At 67.3% G+C, this 17,403-nt stretch carries 13 protein-coding genes; 6 read left to right on the top strand and 7 right to left on the bottom strand.

Annotated elements, in window-relative coordinates; translation table 11 throughout:
* The first annotated feature begins 176 nt into the window (after window positions 1–176).
* The 5 genes from G432_RS15985 to G432_RS15965 are packed head-to-tail and all read left to right on the top strand — an operon-like array spanning window position 177 to window position 5,836.
* Entirely contained in the window at window positions 177–977 is an 801-nt protein-coding gene (locus tag G432_RS15985) for a TetR/AcrR family transcriptional regulator (RefSeq protein WP_015459856.1), read from the top strand.
* On the top strand, window positions 978–1,859 hold the full coding sequence (locus G432_RS15980) for an amidohydrolase family protein (protein ID WP_015459855.1): 882 nt from the start codon (window positions 978–980) through the stop codon (window positions 1,857–1,859).
* A complete protein-coding gene (locus tag G432_RS15975; RefSeq protein WP_015459854.1) occupies window positions 1,856–2,983 on the top strand; it encodes an acyl-CoA dehydrogenase family protein in 1,128 nt (375 codons plus the stop codon). Before G432_RS15980 ends, G432_RS15975 begins: the two co-directional genes overlap by 4 nt.
* Window positions 2,973–4,208: an acyl-CoA dehydrogenase family protein gene (locus G432_RS15970; protein WP_015459853.1), complete on the top strand. Its 1,236-nt coding sequence runs from the start codon at window positions 2,973–2,975 to the stop codon at window positions 4,206–4,208. Before G432_RS15975 ends, G432_RS15970 begins: the two co-directional genes overlap by 11 nt.
* Window positions 4,205–5,836 (top strand): class I adenylate-forming enzyme family protein, encoded by a 1,632-nt coding sequence (locus tag G432_RS15965; RefSeq protein WP_015459852.1) that lies wholly within the window; start codon window positions 4,205–4,207, stop codon window positions 5,834–5,836. Before G432_RS15970 ends, G432_RS15965 begins: the two co-directional genes overlap by 4 nt.
* A 155-nt stretch (window positions 5,837–5,991) precedes the next feature.
* On the opposite strand, the gene G432_RS15960 is transcribed toward G432_RS15965, so the two are convergent.
* The 3 genes from G432_RS15960 to G432_RS15950 form a co-directional block, all read right to left on the bottom strand.
* Window positions 5,992–6,948, bottom strand: a complete 957-nt coding sequence (locus G432_RS15960; RefSeq protein ID WP_015459851.1) for a Rieske 2Fe-2S domain-containing protein — start codon at window positions 6,946–6,948, stop codon at window positions 5,992–5,994.
* A gap of 150 nt (window positions 6,949–7,098) precedes the next feature.
* A complete protein-coding gene (locus G432_RS15955) occupies window positions 7,099–8,556 on the bottom strand; it encodes an amidohydrolase (protein ID WP_015459850.1) in 1,458 nt (485 codons plus the stop codon).
* Window positions 8,556–10,730, bottom strand: coding sequence for a TonB-dependent receptor (locus G432_RS15950; protein WP_015459849.1), 2,175 nt, complete (start codon window positions 10,728–10,730; stop codon window positions 8,556–8,558). Before G432_RS15950 ends, G432_RS15955 begins: the two co-directional genes overlap by 1 nt.
* A gap of 433 nt (window positions 10,731–11,163) precedes the next feature.
* On the opposite strand from G432_RS15950, the gene G432_RS15945 reads away from it, so the two are divergent.
* Window positions 11,164–13,521, top strand: coding sequence for a TonB-dependent receptor (locus tag G432_RS15945; protein WP_015459848.1), 2,358 nt, complete (start codon window positions 11,164–11,166; stop codon window positions 13,519–13,521).
* 288 nt (window positions 13,522–13,809) lie between these two features.
* Here G432_RS15945 and G432_RS15940 read toward each other — a convergent pair whose 3' ends face one another.
* The 4 genes from G432_RS15940 to G432_RS15925 are packed head-to-tail and all read right to left on the bottom strand — an operon-like array spanning window position 13,810 to window position 17,401.
* Window positions 13,810–14,967 (bottom strand): LLM class flavin-dependent oxidoreductase, encoded by a 1,158-nt coding sequence (locus G432_RS15940; RefSeq protein ID WP_015459847.1) that lies wholly within the window; start codon window positions 14,965–14,967, stop codon window positions 13,810–13,812.
* Between the two features lie 12 nt (window positions 14,968–14,979).
* Window positions 14,980–15,942, bottom strand: coding sequence for an LLM class flavin-dependent oxidoreductase (locus tag G432_RS15935; protein WP_015459846.1), 963 nt, complete (start codon window positions 15,940–15,942; stop codon window positions 14,980–14,982).
* Entirely contained in the window at window positions 15,939–16,547 is a 609-nt protein-coding gene (locus G432_RS15930; protein ID WP_015459845.1) for a nitroreductase family protein, read from the bottom strand. The genes G432_RS15935 and G432_RS15930 overlap by 4 nt, the downstream gene beginning before the upstream one ends.
* The gene (locus tag G432_RS15925; RefSeq protein WP_015459844.1) at window positions 16,547–17,401 is read right to left on the bottom strand and encodes an ABC transporter ATP-binding protein; all 855 of its coding nucleotides are present in this window, start codon (window positions 17,399–17,401) and stop codon (window positions 16,547–16,549) included. The genes G432_RS15930 and G432_RS15925 overlap by 1 nt, the downstream gene beginning before the upstream one ends.
* Window positions 17,402–17,403 lie beyond the last annotated feature (2 nt).

The raw sequence follows: 17,403 nt of genomic DNA, 5'->3' as shown, positions 1-17,403 counted from the left end.
GGGCAATCCGCTCACCCCTCCTCGCACCGCTTTGCGTTATCGTCACGTCATTTCATGCCGCAAAATGGCAATGATGCGATTCTTTCATATCAAACCGCCCCGGACCGGGGATTGAACCGCGAAACGCCACGGCTAACCTCGCCTTCCACCGCAGCGCGACGGACGACCGCAGCCCCATGCCTTCCCCCTCCTTCCCTTCCGCCGCCATCGCTTCCGGCCGGGCGCGCCGCGCGCCGCGCGGCGGATATGCGGGCCGGCAGCCATTGCCGCGCGGGCCGCGCACGGCACGGGGCGAGGCGGCGCGCGAACGGATCAAGGAAGCGGCGCGCATCACCTTCAACCGCATGGGCTATCGCCGTGCCCGCGTTGTCGACATCACCACGGAGGCGCAGGTCGCATCCGGCCTTTTCTATCGCTATTTCCAGGATCTGCGCGAAATCGCGGCCGAGCTTTGCGGCGAGATGATCGCCCCCTTCCTGGCGATCGACGAGGCGATGGATGGCGATGCGGCCGATCGCCTGTTCGAAAAGCTGCGCATCCACCACGCCATCCAGACCGGCAATTATCTGCGCAATCCCGGCCTGATGCGCGCCTGGGTGCCCTTATCGGAGGACAGCCCCAAGAGCCTTGCCGCCGCGCACGCCGATTATCAGCGCTATCTGGAATATCTCGTCACCGATCGCTGGCCGGAGCCCGGCGCCCCGCCTTCCCCCGGCAGCGCCCGCGCGCTGATGCTGGGCTATGCCGCGCTGGGCGCGGGCGAGATGCCGATGGTCGCTTACGCCAATTGGCGCCTGCGATCGCTGCGGCCGCTGGAGCTTGCGGAGGATGCGCTGGCCGAATGGCTGGCGCTGATCGTCTACCGCATGTTCCGCGGCCGCGATCCCGCGCCGGGCAGCCTTCGCCATGCCGATGCGCTTGCCGCCCTTCCCTTTCTGTCCGGCCTTGCCGGGCATCCCAGCCCAGGAGTGAGATGAATGCCGTTTCCAACGGATGTCCGCGTTGTCGATCTGATGCTGAACGTGCCGGTCAGCGCCACGAACGAGGAATGGTACACCCAGTTCCTGCCGCTGCTGATGGACAAGGAAAGCCGACAGGCCTTCAAGATGCCAGCCCAATATATGTTCAAGGGCATCCCCAATTTCGACGGCGTGGACGACCTGATCGGCCACACCTTCGCGGAGATGGACAAGCATAATATCGGCACCGCGATGATGGGCTTCTACGAAGGGTCCGATCATATCGCGGAGATCGGGCGCCGCTTCGGCGACCGGGTTCTGTGGGAACTGCCGGTCAATCCCAATGAGGGGATGGACGAGGTGCGCAGGATCAAGCGGCTGCACAAGGACCATGGCATCGCCGCCCTTTCCATCTTCCCCTGCGGCCTCAACCCGCAGGTGCCGATCAACGACAAGAAGATGTACCTGCTCTACGCCGCCGCCGTGGAGCTGGACATTCCGGTGATGGTGAATGTGGGCGTGCCCGGCCCGCGCGTGCCGATGGCGCCGCAGAAGGTGGAGCTGGTGGACGAGGTCTGCTGGTTCTTCCCCGAGCTGAAATTCATCATGCGCCACGGCGCCGAGCCGTGGGACGAGCTGGCCGTCAAGCTGATGATAAAATATCCCAACCTCTATTATTCGACGAGCGCGTTCGCGCCGCGTTATTATCCGAAGTCGATCGTGGATTTCGCCAACACGCGCGGCGCCAACCAGGTCCTCTACGCCGGCTATTACCCGTCCGGCCTCAGCCTCGATCGCATCTTCGCGGAGCTGCCGCAGGTGCCCTTCAAGGACGAGGTGTGGCCCAAATTCCTGCGCGACAACGCCAAGCGGCTGTTCAAGATCAAGGGCCCGGCATGAGCTTCGCCTTCACCGAGGAACAGGCGATGCTGCGGGAAATGGCGGCGCGCTTCGTGGAGGAGGTCGGCGGATCGCAGGCCGTGCGCGCGGCGGCCGCGAGCGAGCCGGGCCATGATCCGGTGGTGTGGCGGCAGATGGTGGAGCTGGGCTGGAGCGGGATCATCGTGCCGGAAAGCGCGGGCGGCCTTGGCCTGGGCCAGATCGAGCTTTCGATCCTGGCCGCCGCCTGCGGCCGCGCGCTGCTGCCTTCTCCCTTGATCGCCACCATGCTGGCCGCCCGCGCGCTATCGATCGCCGGCGACGAGGAACAATGCGCGCGCTGGCTGCCGCCGATCGCGCGCGGCGAGATCACCGCGACCGTCGCGCTCACCCATCCCGAAGGCCGCCACCTGCCGGGCGACGTGGGCGTGCGCCTGCGCCGCGAAGGGCAGGACTGCGTGCTGGACGGCGCGGCGGGCTTCGTGCTGGACGGCCATGTCGCCGATCTGCTGCTGGTCGCCGCCCGGGATGGCGAGGCCATCCGCTTCGTGGCGATCCCGGCCGCGACCGAGGGGCTTGCCGCCACGCGCCAGAATTCGATCGATATCGGCCGCGCCGTGGCGCGGATCGACCTGACCGCCGTTCGCGCAGGCCCGGAAGCGGTGCTGCCGGGCGATGCGTTCGAGGCGCTGCTGCTCCACGCCAACGCCACCCTTGCGGCCGAACAGATGGGGGCCGCCGCCGCCGCGCTCGACCGCACGGTCGATTATGCCAGGCAGCGCATCCAGTTCGGCCAGCCGATCGGCGCCTTCCAGGCGGTGAAGCATGCGCTGGCCGATCTCGCCCTGCTGGTCGAGGCGGCCGAATCCGCCGTCTGGTATGCGGCCGCCGTCGCCGATCAACGGCCGGAGGAACTGCCGATCGCCGCCGCCACCGCCAAGCTGATGGCCAGCGACGCCCTGTCGCGCTGCGCGGCGGACATGATCCATTATCATGGCGGCATCGGCTTCACCTGGGAGCATGACGCCCATCTTTACTTCCGCCGCGCCCGCGCCGCTGCCGGCCTGTTCGGCGACACGGATCGCCAGCTTGCGATCATCGCGGACGGGATGACCACCGATCGGGAGATGCTGCGTGCGGCTTGATTTCACCCCCGAGCAGGAAGCCTTCCGCAGCGAGGTGCGCGGCTGGCTGGACCGCGAGCTGGACGGCCCCTTCCGCCATGTGCGCGGCATGGAGGGGACGAGCGAGGGCATCGACAAGCGCTTCGCCTGGGAACGCCATCTCGGCCGGTCCGGCTGGAACCGGCTGGCCTGGCCGGAGGCCTTTGGCGGCCGCGCCGCCAGCCTGATGGAACAGGTGATCTTTCACGAGGAATACGCCCGCAGCGGCGCGCCCGGCCGGCTGAGCCATGTCGGGCTGGAACTGGTGGCGCCCACCATCATGGCCTTCGGCAGCGACGGGCAGCGCGCCCGCTTCCTGGAGCCGACCGCGATGGTGGACATCGTGTGGGCGCAGCTTTTCTCCGAACCCAATGCCGGGTCGGACCTCGCCAATGTCCAGACCCGCGCGCGGCTGGAGGATCGGCCGGGCGGCCCCGTCTGGGTGCTGGAAGGCCAGAAGATCTGGAGCTCCTTCGCCCAATATTCGCAATGGGGCATGGCGCTGGTGCGCACCGAGCCCGGCAGCAGCGGCGCCAAGGGGCTTTCCATGCTGCTGGTGCCGCTGGACGGCAAGGGCGTGGACATCCGCCCGATCCGCCAGATGACCGGCGGCAGCAGCTTCAACGAGGTGTTCCTGGACGGCGCCGAGACGGCGGCCGAAAACGTGCTGGGCACGCCCGGCGAAGGCTGGCGCGTGGCGATGGCGACGCTGACCTTCGAGCGCGGCGTCTCCACCCTAGGCCAGCAGATGAGCTTCCGCACCGAGCTGGACCGCGTGATCCGCGCGGCGCGGGGCAACGGAGCAATCGGCGATCCGGCCATCGCCAAGCGGCTGGCGCGGGCCGAGGCCGAATTGCGGGTGATGCGCTACACCGCGCTCCGCATGCTGGGCGATACCGGGCTCAGCCGGGCGGGGCTTACCTACAAGCTCTATTATACGAGCTGGCACCAGCGGCTGGGCGAATTGGCGATGGACGTGCTGGGGCCGGCGGGCGACATTGCCGAGCCGGGCGGCGATGCCTGGCGACTGCAGAAGATGTATCTGGAATCGCGATCGGACTCGATCTGGGCCGGCACCAGCCAGATCCAGCGCAACATCATCGCCGAACGCGGCCTGGGCCTGCCGCGCGAGGCCAGACCGCCCCGGCAGGAACCCGCCAGACAGGAACCGGCCAAACAAGAGCCGGCGAAACAGGAGAGAGCATGACCGATCCGCTGATCCTCGCCCTGACCGCGCCCGGGGCGCCGCACGAGCTTGAGGAGATCGACGTGGGCGGCGTGGCGATGCGCGCCTTCCGCAACGGCCCGCGCACCTTGGCCGCGCTCTATCGGGCGGCGGCCGCGTTCGGCGATCGGGACTGCATCGTCCATGAGGGAAGCCGGTTCAGCTACGACGCCTTCTTCGCCCATGCCGGCGCCTGGGCCGCGATGCTGGCCGACCGGCTGGGCGCGGTGCGCGGACGGCATATCGGCATCGCCATGGCCAACCGGCCGGAATGGATGGCCGCCTTCGCCGCGATCACCGCGCTGGGCGGGGTCGCCGTCCTCATCAACAGCCGGGGCACCGGGCCGGACATGGCGGCGGCGGCGGCCGACGCCGATTGCACGCTGATCGTGGCGGATAGACGGCGCGCGCAGGCCCTGATCGCGGGCGGCTGGCCCGCCGGCCGGCTGATCGATTGCGACGCGGATGCCTGGCCGGGGGAAGGCGGCCGCCTCGATCCCGTCGCCGTCGATCCCGATGACGATGCCGTCATCATGTTCACCACCGGCACGTCCGGCCTGCCCAAGGGCGCGCGGCTCAGCCACCGCGCGCTGACGCAGGGGATCGCCACCACCATGTTCTCCCGCGCCTTCGTCGGCGCCAAGGCGATGGCGGGGATGGACCCGGAAATCGTGAAGCTGCTGGCCGCCCGCCAGCCGGCGGTGCTCAACGCCTTCCCGCTCTTCCACATTTCCGGCTGCGGTTCCGATTTCTTGAACACCTTGCTGTCCGGCGGCAAGATCGTGATCCTCGGCAAATGGAGCGCCGATGCCGCGCTCGACCTGATCGAGCGGGAAAAGGTGACGGCGCTGTCGGGATCGCCGGCCATGCTGTGGGATATGGTGGGCGCCCATAACGGACAGCGCGACCTGTCCTCGCTGATGGGGCTGGGCATTGGCGGGCAGGCGCTGCCGCCGATGCTGTTCGCCGATATCCGCGCGATGTTCCCCCATGCCGGCTTCGGCTGCGGCTTCGGCCAGACGGAAACGGCGGGCACGGTCTGCGCCGCCTCCACCGCCGATCTGGTCGAGCGGCCGGGCACGTCGGGCCGGGTCGTCCCCGTCGCGGACGTGCGCATCCTCGACGATGACGGCCGCGAGCTTCCCGCCGGCGAGGCTGGGGAGATCGTGATCCGCGGCCCCATGGTGGCGCGCGGCTACTGGAACCGGGAGGACGAAAGCGCCCGCGTCTTCCGCGACGGCTGGGTCGCCACCGGCGACGTCGGCTATCTCGACGCCGACAATTATCTCTATGTCGTCGATCGCAAGAAGGACATCATCATCTCGGGCGGCGAGAATATCGCCTGCTCGGAAGTGGAGTTCGCGGCGCTGGGTGAGGCCGGCGTCGGCGACGCTGCCGCCTTCGGCCTGCCCGACGAACGCATGGGCGAGCGCGTGGTGCTGGCGATATCGCCAATGCCGGGCGGGGAAGTGGACGCCGCCCGGCTGACCGAGGCGCTCGCTACGAAGCTCGCCCCGCACAAGCTGCCCACCGAAATCCGCATCCTGCCCCACCTGCCCCGCAACCATATGGGCAAGCTCGACCGCCGGGCGCTGCGCGAGGCGGGTTGAGGCCGATGTCGGGGGATCGCGTTGGGCGAACGTTCGGCGGCCCGGCCTTCCATCCACTCCATTGAGGACGGAAAAACCCGCAAGAAAACCAGTTCAAAAAAAGCCGGAGCAGGCCCCCTTCGCCTGCCCCGGCCCTGCCTCGCCTGGGCGAGCCCTTATTCCACGTAGAACTGGCTGTAGAACTGGCGCCAGCGCATGATCGGGCCGTCGCCGTCGCAGATGATCGGCTGGGGCATGAAGCGCTTGTGCTGCCAGATCGGATAATCCTCGTTGAACTGCTTCACGATATCCCGGATCACCGCCTGCCCGGCCGCCTTGTGGCCATGGCTGGGAAGCGTGAAGTTGAAGCGGGCGTGGACGAGATCCTTCTCCACGGGGGTGACGCCGGCGATCAGCAGCGTTTCGGCGATGCCTTCGAAGCGCACCCAGCTCTGCCCCGGCCCCATCACGGTGGAGGTGATCGATCCGTCGATGGGCCCGCGCGGCGTATCCATCTTGGCTTCCACCCGGCCGCGCATCATCGGCCCGTCGAACACGGTATCCATGTCGGGATAGCTGGCGGTGCCGTGGATATAGCGGAAATGGGCGGCATCGGCGCCGTTTTCGGCCATGTCCTGGATGTGGACGGGCACCGTCCATTCATAACGCTCGAACTCGCCCCATTCGGGGTTCGTGGCCTCGGGCACCTCCACCACATCCCATAGCGGATCGACATTTTCGGGGTGATACCAGGCCCAGATCAGCCGATTGCGCTCCACCACATGCCACGCCTTGACGCAGGGACGCTTCACCTGCGGCGGGATGACCTTGGCATAGGGGATTTCCACCACCGCGCCCGTTTCGTCATACTGCCAGGCGTGGAAGGGGCATTCCAGCCGGCTGCCCCGCACCTTGCCGCCATGGCCCATATGCGCGCCGAGGTGGCGGCAATAGGGATGGAGCGCGCGCGCCACGCCGTCCTCGCCCCGGAACAGCACGATCTCCTCACCGAAATAGCGCAGCGGCTTCACCTGGCCGGGCGCGAGATCGGCCGAATAATCGAGCATATACCAGCCAAAGGGGATCGGCAGCGTGATGCCGCGCTCTTCCGCGGTCAACGGGCGGGTCGTCATCAAAAGTCTCCTTCACACGCCGCGAGCATATCTGGCGGGCATGGCGGCGAAAGAGCTTTCACTTTTCAAAATGGCGCATTTGATGTCGCATTGGCGGCTCGGGCCCGGCCGGCCGCCGACCGGCCGGGCCCTCCGCCGCACGCCGACGGCCTATTTATGGTCGGTATAGTCCAGAGCCGGCGGCTGATCCCCGATCAGGGCCGTGTAGTGGAAATCCTTCCCCCGGCCCGCCTCGAACTCAGCCCTGGCGGCCGCGATCTCGTCCGGGCTGCGGAACAGCTCCGCGCCGGTCAGCGCCAGCGTCTTGGCGGCCAGCACCAGGCCCTTGTTGCCGATGCTGGTGCCGCTGGCCGAAACCGCCTGCCAGCTATGGGGCGAGGTTCCCTCCACCCAGGTGGCGGTGCTGATCTGCAGGGTCGGCGTCGCCCAGCTGACATCGCCGACATCGGTGGAGGCAGGCCCCTTCCGGCCTTCGACGAAGGGCTCCACGCTGTCCGGCCCGCCGCCGGCCCGGCCGCCCGGCGGCAGATTGGCCTTCAGCCGGGCGGCATAGGCCTGCTCCTCTGGCGAATAGGTGAAGCCGCCGAGATCGCGCAGATGGCGGTCGGCGATCCGGCCGAGCGTGTAGTTGGGCAAGGTGCTGTAGGTGCCGCCGATCAGCCGCACCGAAACCTTTGTGCCCGTGGCCAGCGCCGCCCCTTCGGCCGCCTTGGTCACGCGGCCCCAGATGTCCTTCACCACCTCCGGATCATAATGCCGGACATAATAGAAGCTCTCCGCCGATGCGGGCACGATATTGGGCTGATCGCCGCCATTGGTGATGGTGTAGTGGATCCGCGTTTCCTGCGGCACATGCTCCCGCAGATAATTGACCGCGACGTTCATGATTTCCACGCCGTCGAGCGCGGAGCGGCCCCGCTCGGGCGCGGCGGCGGCGTGGGACGGCAGCCCCTCGAAAAGGAACTTGCCGGAGATGACGGACAGCATCTGCGACTGCGATGCGCTGTTGCGATCGCCGGGATGCCAGGCCAGCGTCACGTCCACATCCTTGAAATAGCCATCCCGCACCAGGAACACCTTGGCGAAGCCGCCTTCCTCGGCCGGCGTTCCATAGAGCCGCACGGTGCCGGGCGTGCCCGTCCTTTCCAGCCATTTCTTGAGCGCGATCGCCGCGCCCACCGAGGCGGAACCCAGAAGATTATGGCCGCAGGCATGGCCCGCCCTTTGCCCTTCTATGGGATGGCGATCGGCGTCGGCGGCCTGCGCGAGCCCCGGCAGCGCATCATATTCGGCCAGGAGCGCGATCACCGGCCCGCCCTTCCCCGCCGAGGCGATGAAGGCGGTGGGCATGCCGTCCACGCCGGTTTCCACCTGGAATCCCGCCTGCTTCAGCTCCTTCTGCAAGCGGGCCGCGCTTTTCTGCTCGTGAAAGCCGACCTCGGCATAATTCCAGATATCGGTCGCCAGCGCCGACAAGGCCGGGCTCCGCCTGTCGATATCGCCGGTGATCTGCGCGCTTTCCGCCTTTGCCAGCGGCGCGGCCACGGCCGGCGAGGCCGCCAGGGTTGCGATCAGCAGGCCGGCTGCCCCGCGAAGATGCATGTTCATCAGAAATTCCCCGTCAGATTGATGCCGATCGTGCGCGGCGGCACGGTGGAGATAACCTCGACGCTGCCGCCCAGCACATTGCCCGCAGACGTCCGCGCCACCTTGTTCAGCAGGTTGTTGACGAACAGATAAGCGCCCCATTCCTGCGTCCTGACGCCGATGCGCCCGTTGACGAGCTGATAGTCGCCGCCCTCGCGATAGTTGAACGGCCGGGCCGGATTGGGCCGGAAATCCGAATAGAATTTGCCGACATGGTTGAAGTCCGCCCGCACCAGGCCGGTCAGCGCGTTCGAAAGATCCCACTCATATTGGCCGGCGAGAGTGAAGCTGCCCTCCGGGATATTGGGAATGCGGTCCCCCGCCCGGCCCGTCGTGGCGCTCGGCACCGTGCCGGGGGCGATCAGATCCTTGGTGAGCTTGGCGGACAGGAGGTTGGCATTGGCCGAGAAGCTGAGCCCCGGAACGGGGTTCAGCACCAGTTCCGCCTCCACGCCCTTGGCGCGCGCCGCGCCGGCATTGCCCAGATAAGCGAAGCTGCCGCTATCCAGCGTGACCTGCAGATTATCCCAATCGGTGCGATAGGCCGTGAGGTTGATGAGCAGCCTGCGATCGACCAGCGAAAGCTTGATGCCGCCTTCATAGGTCCAGAGCTTGTCCGGCAGATAGGGAAGCGCGGCGGCCAGCCCGAGCACCTGGTTCACGCCGCCGGGGCGATAGCCGGATGCCGCCTGGCCGTAGATCAGCACATTGTCGTTCAACTTGTAGGCGATATTGATCTTGTAGAGCCAGCCATTGTTGTCGCTGGCGAATTCCGCATAGGGCGCGGCCGGCGTTCCCAGCAGCGGGAAGCCGATGGTCGTGTCGCCGGAAACCAGCTTGTCATACTGGTAGTAACGCAGGCCGCCGGTCAGCGTCAGCCGATCGAACAGCGTATAGGCCAGCTCGCCGAACAGCGCCTTCTGCTTCAGCTTGTCGCCCACATGGCGCTGCAGCAGGACGGTGGGCGGATCCTTGTCCTCCCCGGTCGCGGGATCGACCTGATGGGCCTCGGAAAGCACCTTGGCCTTCCGGTCTTCGTAGAAGCCGCCGACCGTCCACTGGAAGGGGCCGCTGCCCGCCGACTGGAGCCGGATCTCGCTCGTCCAGTCCGTCACGTTCTGGGGCTGGTAATAGAGGCCGGCCGGATAGGACTGGCCGCCCAGCAGCTTCCACAGATAGCTGGGATCGCGCGTCATCAGCAGATCGCGATCCTGATAGGATGTCGTGGCGACGAGGGTCGCGAAGCCCAGTTCCCCCCTGGCGGTTAGGCTGTAGAGCCGGTTCTGGTCGCGGAAAGGCAGCACCGCCAGATTGGGCGATTGCCATTTGCCGACCGAAGGCGACCATAGGCTCGGGCTGCCCTTGCTGTCCTGATAGAAAGCGGATGCGTCGATCGTTAGATCGTCGATCGGCTTGATCCTGAGCAGGATGCGCCCGCCGTCGCTATCCTCCTTGTTGACGCCCTTCAGGCCCAGCTTCGGATTGTCGATCCACCCCGGATCGAACCGCCTGTATCCCACCACGCGCAGGCCGATGCGATCGGTGACGATCGGCACGTTGATCGCGGCGTTGAGCTGATAGCCCTCCCCGCCGTGCGAGGTGGTGGTGCCGCTGACGTCGAAGGAGGCGCCGAAGCTGTCGAGATCGGGCTTGTTGAAGATGACGCGCAACGCGCCGCCCATCGCGCCTGCGCCATAAAGCGTGCCCTGCGGCCCGCGCAGCACCTCCACCCGTTCGACATCGAACAGCTTGATGTCGCTGGCGGCGCCACCGGCGTCGGTGGTCGTGCCCGGCGGGCCGGCGAGCGGCGCCTCGTCATAATAGATGCCGACCTGCGCGTCGCCCGCGCTGCGGATGCCGCGCAGCGCGACGCGCCGCTGGCCCGGCCCCGCATCGGTAATCACCAGCCCCGGCGTGGTGCGCTGGAGATCGTTGATATTGTCGATGTTCGCGGCACGCAGCGTCGCCCCGCCCAGCGCGGTGATGGCGGCGGGCGTTTCCTGCAGCGATGTTTCGCGCTTCAGCGCCGTCACGACGATCTCGTCGCCGGGCTCGACGGCCTCGGCGTGAAGCGCCGCTATCGGCACGAAGGCAGTCGTCAGGAACAGGCATGACGTAATCGGCTTGAATCGCATGGAATGATTGCTCCCCCGGGACCCGGCAATTTGTGTGAATCTGATCACGGGAATGCCCCCCGCGACGCACCGGCCCACGCATGTCGCGTGCCAAGCGGCCCGGCCCCCCCGGAAACCCAAGCGGAAAGCGGATTCCCGATCCGCCGGAGCCGGGCGATCGAACCCGGCCTGGCGGTTTATGCGCAGCAACCGATGGGATTTGTGTGGATTTTTGCGCGCGGCATCGCGCCGGCGGCCGGCAGCGCCGCGCGACCCGCTGTTGCTGGAAAACCAGCGCCGGCGGCCGGGCTGCGCAATTCCAGCCACCGGCGGGCAGCAACCGTCTGCCGCAATCCCATGGAAATCATGGTCTTAGATGAATGGCACAGCGCTTGCTCAACCATCCCCGGCAAAGCCGCGCGAAGCGGGCAACATCAACGCATGGGGAACATCATTGTCGAACATATGGAATTCGCCGCGATCGCTCCGCACCATCGGCGCGAGCGCGTTCGCCCTGATCGCGGCCGGCCAGATATCCGCCGCCCACGCCGATGAGGTGCCGGCCGCCCCCGAAGCGGCGCCCGCCGCCGAGGCGGTGGATGCCGAAGCGGCGGGGACCATCCTGGTGACGGCGCAGCGGCGCGAGGAACGGCTGCAGGACGTGCCGGTCGCCGTCACCGCGCTGGACAAGGAATTGTTCGCGGTCGGCGGGCTCGGCCGTTCGGCCAACGAGGTGCTGAACCTCGTCCCCAACGCATCCGCCGGCACGCAGCAGCATGGCCGGCCGCGCTGGTGGATACGTGGTGTCGGCGCCGGTCAGCAGCAGCTCGACCTCGCCAATCCGGTCGGCTTCTATCTGGACGATGTCTATATCAGCAATTCCAGCGCCACCGGCCTGCCGCTGTTCGATCTGGAGCGCGTGGAGGTGCTGCGCGGGCCGCAGGGCACGCTGTGGGGCAAGAACACCACCGGCGGCGCGATCAACGTCATCTCCAAGCGCCCGTCCCTCAACGGGCAGGACGATAATTATGTGAAGCTGGAATATGGCAGCTTCGACGACAAGATCGCCGAAGCCGGCGTGGGCACGACGATCATCGACGACAAGCTGGCCGCGCGCGCATCCTTCCGCTTCGACGATCGCGACGGGCGTTTCGACAACCTCTTCACCGGCGAAAAATCCAGCTCGGTGAAGGATGTCGTGTTCCGGGGCCAGTTGCTGGCCAAGCCGACCGACACGCTCGAGGCGCTGCTCAGCGTGCATTATCGCGATTATGATACCGACGGCACCTATTGGACCACGGCGAGCTATGCCGCCAATGGCGTCGTCCGCAACGGCTATGCCCCGTCCACCGACATCAACGATGTCAGCGCCAACGCCCCCGAATGGAGCCGCAACAAGCAGATCGGCGGATCGCTGCACCTCGACTGGGAGATCGGCGACTTCGCCACGCTGACGTCGATCACCGGCTATGAACGGTTCAAGACGCGGAGCGCCGGCGACAGCGATTACACCCCGCTCGAAATCTCACGCGGCTATTCGGATGCGCTGTCGAAGCAATGGACGCAGGAATTGCGGCTGACATCGGCGCAGGACAGCCGCCTGACCTGGATCGTCGGCCTCTTCTACTTCAACGAGCATATCCGCTCGAACAGCTATTCCGCCACCCTGCCGCAGGGCGTCGTCCCCGCGCTGCCCGGCGCCACCGCCGCGGCTGCGTTCAGCGACACGGATTACCGCCACAAGGCGGAAAGCGGCGCGGTGTTCGGCAGCACAACCTATGAATTCACCGACAGCCTGAAGCTGACGCTGGGCGGGCGCTGGACGCGCGAGACCAAGACGCTCGATTTCGATCGCCTGTCCTCGCCCACCCCGCCGCCGGGGCAGCCCAGCACCGCATCGTGGAGCAATTATGTCCAATGGTGGAACAGCTATACCGGCACCTATGGCGGGCCGGGCACCTTCAGCGACAATCTGAAGCGGACCTGGGATGCCTTCACCTATGACATCACGCCGTCGTGGAACATCGACCGCAACAATCTGGTCTATGCGAAATTCTCGCACGGCGTGAAATCGGGCGGCTTCAACACCGCCGCGACCCTGCCGATCGCGCTGACCGACGTGGCCCCGGAAAAGCTCAACGCCTTCGAGATCGGCTACAAATCGAGCTGGTTCGACAATCTGCTGACCTTCAACGCCACCGCCTTCCATTATGATTACAAGGATGTGCAGGTGAACGTGGTCGGGCCGAACCCCGGCGCGGTCGGCGGCGCGACCGTCTCCTACCTCCAGAATGCGGAGAAGGCGAAGGTCAACGGCGCCGAGTTCGAGCTGACGGTGAACCCGATCGACGGGCTGAAGCTCAACGCCGCGCTCGGCCTGCTCGATACCGAATATAAGAAGTTCCAGGTGCTGAACGGCGGCGCCAACCTGGCCGGCGCGCGTTTCGTCCGATCGCCCAAGGTGACGCTGAACGCGGGCGCATCCTACAGCTTCGCGCTGGCCGATCTCGGCCGGATCGAGCTGGCGGCGGACGCGCGCTACCAGTCACGCCAATTCTATTATGTGACGCCGCAGGACACGGTGAACCGCTATTATCTGACGCAGAAGCCCTACACGCTCACCAATCTGCGCATCACCTATACGACGAACGACGAGGCGGTGAGCATATCGGGCTTCATCAACAACCTGTTCGACGTGCGCTACCTGAACCACTCGCTGCCGGGCGCCAATCCGGCGCTGGGCGTGACCGGCGACACGGTGGCCTGGGCCGATCCGCTGACGGCGGGCGGTTCGGTGATCTTCCGCTTCTGACGATCGGGGGCCGGGGCGAATGCGTCCCGGCTACCCGCAAAAAGGGGGGGCGAGATATTTTCCGCCCCATTTTTGCTGCCTTTTACCAGGGTGCTGATATGCTGACGCATCACACGCCGGAAATTCCCAGGTGCGGCACGAGCTTAAACCGCGTGGACAAATTCCGATGATGAACGGCCATCAGGTTCCGGGAGACACCCGGCGATCTCCGGAAGGCGGTTATTGTCGGGGATCGGACGTCAGCGCTTTTTCCTCCCCTCCCTGGAAGGGAGGGGAGGAAAGCTGGCATTATTCGGCAGCAGCCTGCAGGGCCGAAACTTGGCGGCCGAGCAGCGGCAGCACCTCCTCGCCCACCCGATAGGCTTCCTCCAGATGCGGCGTGCCCGCGAGGATGAAGGCATCGGCGCCGCGCGCGATCAGATCGTCCAGCCGGGCGGCGCACTGTTCATAGCTGCCGACGATGCCGAGCGCCGGGCCGCCGCGCAGCAGGTTGAACCCGCCCCACAGGTTGGGCGCGACGATCAGCTCGTCATAGCGGCGCGCATCGCTGGGCCGGAGCGCCGCCTGCCGCGCCGCGCCCACCGAATCCGTTGCCTGCCCGCGCCAGCGCTGGCGGGTCTCCTCGCTTACATTCTCGAAGCCGGCGCGGATGTCGGCCCATGCCTCCTCCTCGGTCGGCCGGGCGACCAGATCGACGCGCACCGCGCATTTCTGCTCGCCCCCCAGCGCGGCCGTCCGTTCCTTCACCCGCGCGAACTTGTCGCCGAGCTGGTCGAACGGCTCCAGCCACGAAAGATAATAGTCCGCATGGCGCGCGGCCGTCTGGAGCGCCGCGTCGGATGAGCCGGAGAACCAGATCTCGGGAAATTCCTCGCGCCGGAACAGGGCCGGCAGGCCCCCCTTGCGGAGCTGGTAGAAGCGGCCGTCATAGGAGAAGTCCGACGACTCCCACACGCCCCGGAAGATATCGAGGAACTCGCTGGTGCGGCCGTAGCGGTCGTCATGCGCGAAGCTGTCGCCCCACCAGAGCTGGGCGGGGCCGCCGCCGCCGGTGATGATGTTGAACAGCAGCCGCCCGCCGGTCGCGCGCTGCAGGCTGGCGGCCATGCGCGCGGTGTGGACCGGATTGCCGAAGCCGGGCTGGAAGGCGATCATGAAGCGAAAGCTGCTCGTCTCCCGCGCCAGCAGGGAGGAGATCACCCACGGATCGTCCGTGTTCGGGAAGGACGGGATCAGCCCGCCCTGGAAGCCCACGCTTTCCGCCGCCCGCGCGATCGCGCCGAGATGGTCGATATAGGTGAAGCCGTCCACGGCACCGTCGCGATCTAGCCCCGGCGCGATATTGCCGGGCTGCAACGGGGACCAGTCGCCCCGTTCATAGCCGCTGGTGCGCAGGCTGTTGTGGCAGCCATGGGTGGGAAGCCGCCAGTAGAAGTCGATGGACATGGATGTCTCCCCTCAAGCCGCCTGACGCGCGGAGCCGGCGCGGGCGCGCAGGCGCGGCAGGACGTGCTGGCCGATGCGATAGGCTTCCTCGAGCGTGGGCGCGGCCTCCAGCACCAATTCGCTCACGCCCGCCGCGACGGCGTTGGCGAGCAGCTCCGCCGCCCCGTCATAGCTGGCGACCAGCGTGCCGGCGGCGAGCGGGATCGACCGCGCGGCCCGCTCGGCGCTCTCCCGATCCTCGCGCGCGACGAGCGGCTGGATGAGGCCGGCGGCCACGCGCCGCCCCTCCGCCTCCGCAAGCCCGTTCAGCCGGGCGATGCGTTCGGCCAGCACATCCGCCGGCGCCGGCCGGAACAGGTGGACATCGGCATGGCGGGCCGACTGGGCCAGCGCCTCATCCTCCTCGCCCTGCAGGAAGATGCGCGGGAAGGGATGCTGGTTGAGCGGCGCTTCGAACCCGCCGTTCAGCACCTCGAAATGGTGGCCCTGGAAGGTGAAGGGCCGTTCCCCATGGACGCCGCGCGCGACGGTGAGGAACTCGTCGGCCCGCAGCCCCAGATCCTCCTCGTCGATGAAATCGGCGGCCGCCTCCCGCTCGTCGCGATCGGCATCCGGCGCCAGCGCCCAGCCCAGCCGGCCATGGGTGCCGCGCTGGCAGGTCGCGGCCTGCTTGGCGGCGTAGACGGCCGATCCCACCGAGGCGGGAAATTCGGGCACGACAACAAGGCGCGGCACGGCGCGGGCGACGACCGCGGCGATGATGCGGCTTTCGTCCGCCTCGATGCGGTGGCGGATGAACAGGCCGTCAAAGGCCGTCTGCGCCACGGCGTCCGCCACCTGCAGATAATAATCGAAGCGATTCTGGCTGGGCGCCCGGCGATCGCGGACCAGCGCCGGCAAGGGCGGCCGGGCGGCCGGCTCCAGCCGCTGCGGCTCGGCGGCGGGATCGAGCCGCCAGTGGATGTTCAGGGTCATGCGGCGTCCTTTTCCTGTGCGAAGGCCGGCGTTTCGAGCGAGCCTGCGAAAACCGTATCGATCAGCGGGCGGCGGCCATTGGGGGCTTCGGCGGCGTGGAATTCCGGGTCCAGCCCGTCGAGATCGCCCCGGCGGCCGAGCGCCACCATCGCCTCGATCGCGAAGTCCTCCGGCACGCGGAGCCGTTCGCGCGCCGCTTCCCGATCGAACCCGCCGATGCCGTGCGTATGCCAGCCCAGCAGCAGCGCCTGATGGGCGAAATTGGCCCAGGCCGCGCCGGCATCGAAGCTGTGCGAAACATTCTCCACTATCTCGCCCCGGCGATCGAGCCGGCGGGCCGAGAGGATCAGGACCAAGGCGGAAGCGCACCCGGCCCACAGGCGATTGCGCGGCATCAGCAGCTCCAGATAGCTTTCCCACCAGCCATCGCCCGGCCGCGCCACCAGAAAGCGCCAGGGCTGGGCGTTCATCGCCGAAGGCGCCCAGCGGGCGGCCTCGAACGCGCTCTTCAGGACGGCATCAGGCACCGGCTCGCCCGTGAAGCTGCGGGGCGACCAGCGATCCACGAACAGGGGATCGACCGGATGATCGGCGGCCCGGCCCATCAGCGCGCCTCCCGGCTGGGCAGATGGACCAGATTGCCGGCATCCCCATCCGCATCCGCGCCCGAGGTCAGCTCGGCAAGGATCTCGTCCTTGAGGCGGTGGAGCAGGGGCGATCGGCGATCGCGCGGGTGCGGCAGGTCCACCTCGACGATGCGGCGGATGCGGCCGGGATTGGGCGACATCACGATCACGCGGTCGCCCAGATAGAGCGCCTCCTCGACATCGTGCGTCACCATCACCATCGTCGAACGCTGCGCCATCCAGATGCGCTGAAGCTCGCTTTGCACATGCACGCGGGTCAGCGCGTCGAGCGCACCCAGCGGCTCGTCCAGCAGCAGCAGGCGCGGCTCCGTCACCAGCGCGCGGGCGATCGCGGCGCGCTGCGCCATGCCGCCCGATAGCTGGTGGGGATAGGCCTTCTCGAAACCCTTGAGGTTCACCAACGCGATATGATCGGCCACGATCTGCGCGCGCCGCGCCCTGGGCGTATCGGTGTTGAGCAGCGCCAGCTCGATATTCTGTTCCAGCGTCATCCACGGGAACAGGCGATGATCCTGGAACACGATGCCGCGATCCAGGCTGGTGGTGGCGATGCGCTCGCCGTCCAGCCGCAGCTCGCCGCTATATTCGGTGTCGAGCCCGACGATCAGGCGCAGCAGGGTCGATTTGCCGCAACCCGACGCGCCGACGATGCTGACGAACTCGCCCGGACGGACGGTGAGGTTGATATTGTCTAGGATCCTGCGCGGCTGGCCGTTGATCGTGAAGCTCTTGTTGAGATCGCTGACGATCAGCTCACCCCGGCCTGTCTTGGCGGACAGCCGGTCTTCACGGGCGTGGGGATAGGGGGTCATGC

Origin of the sequence: Sphingomonas sp. MM-1 (assembly GCF_000347675.2) — a bacterium.
Lineage (GTDB): Bacteria > Pseudomonadota > Alphaproteobacteria > Sphingomonadales > Sphingomonadaceae > Sphingomonas_E > Sphingomonas_E fennica.
The sequence above is the reverse complement of the archived record's forward strand: the minus strand, read 5'-3'. Positions and strand labels throughout refer to the sequence as shown.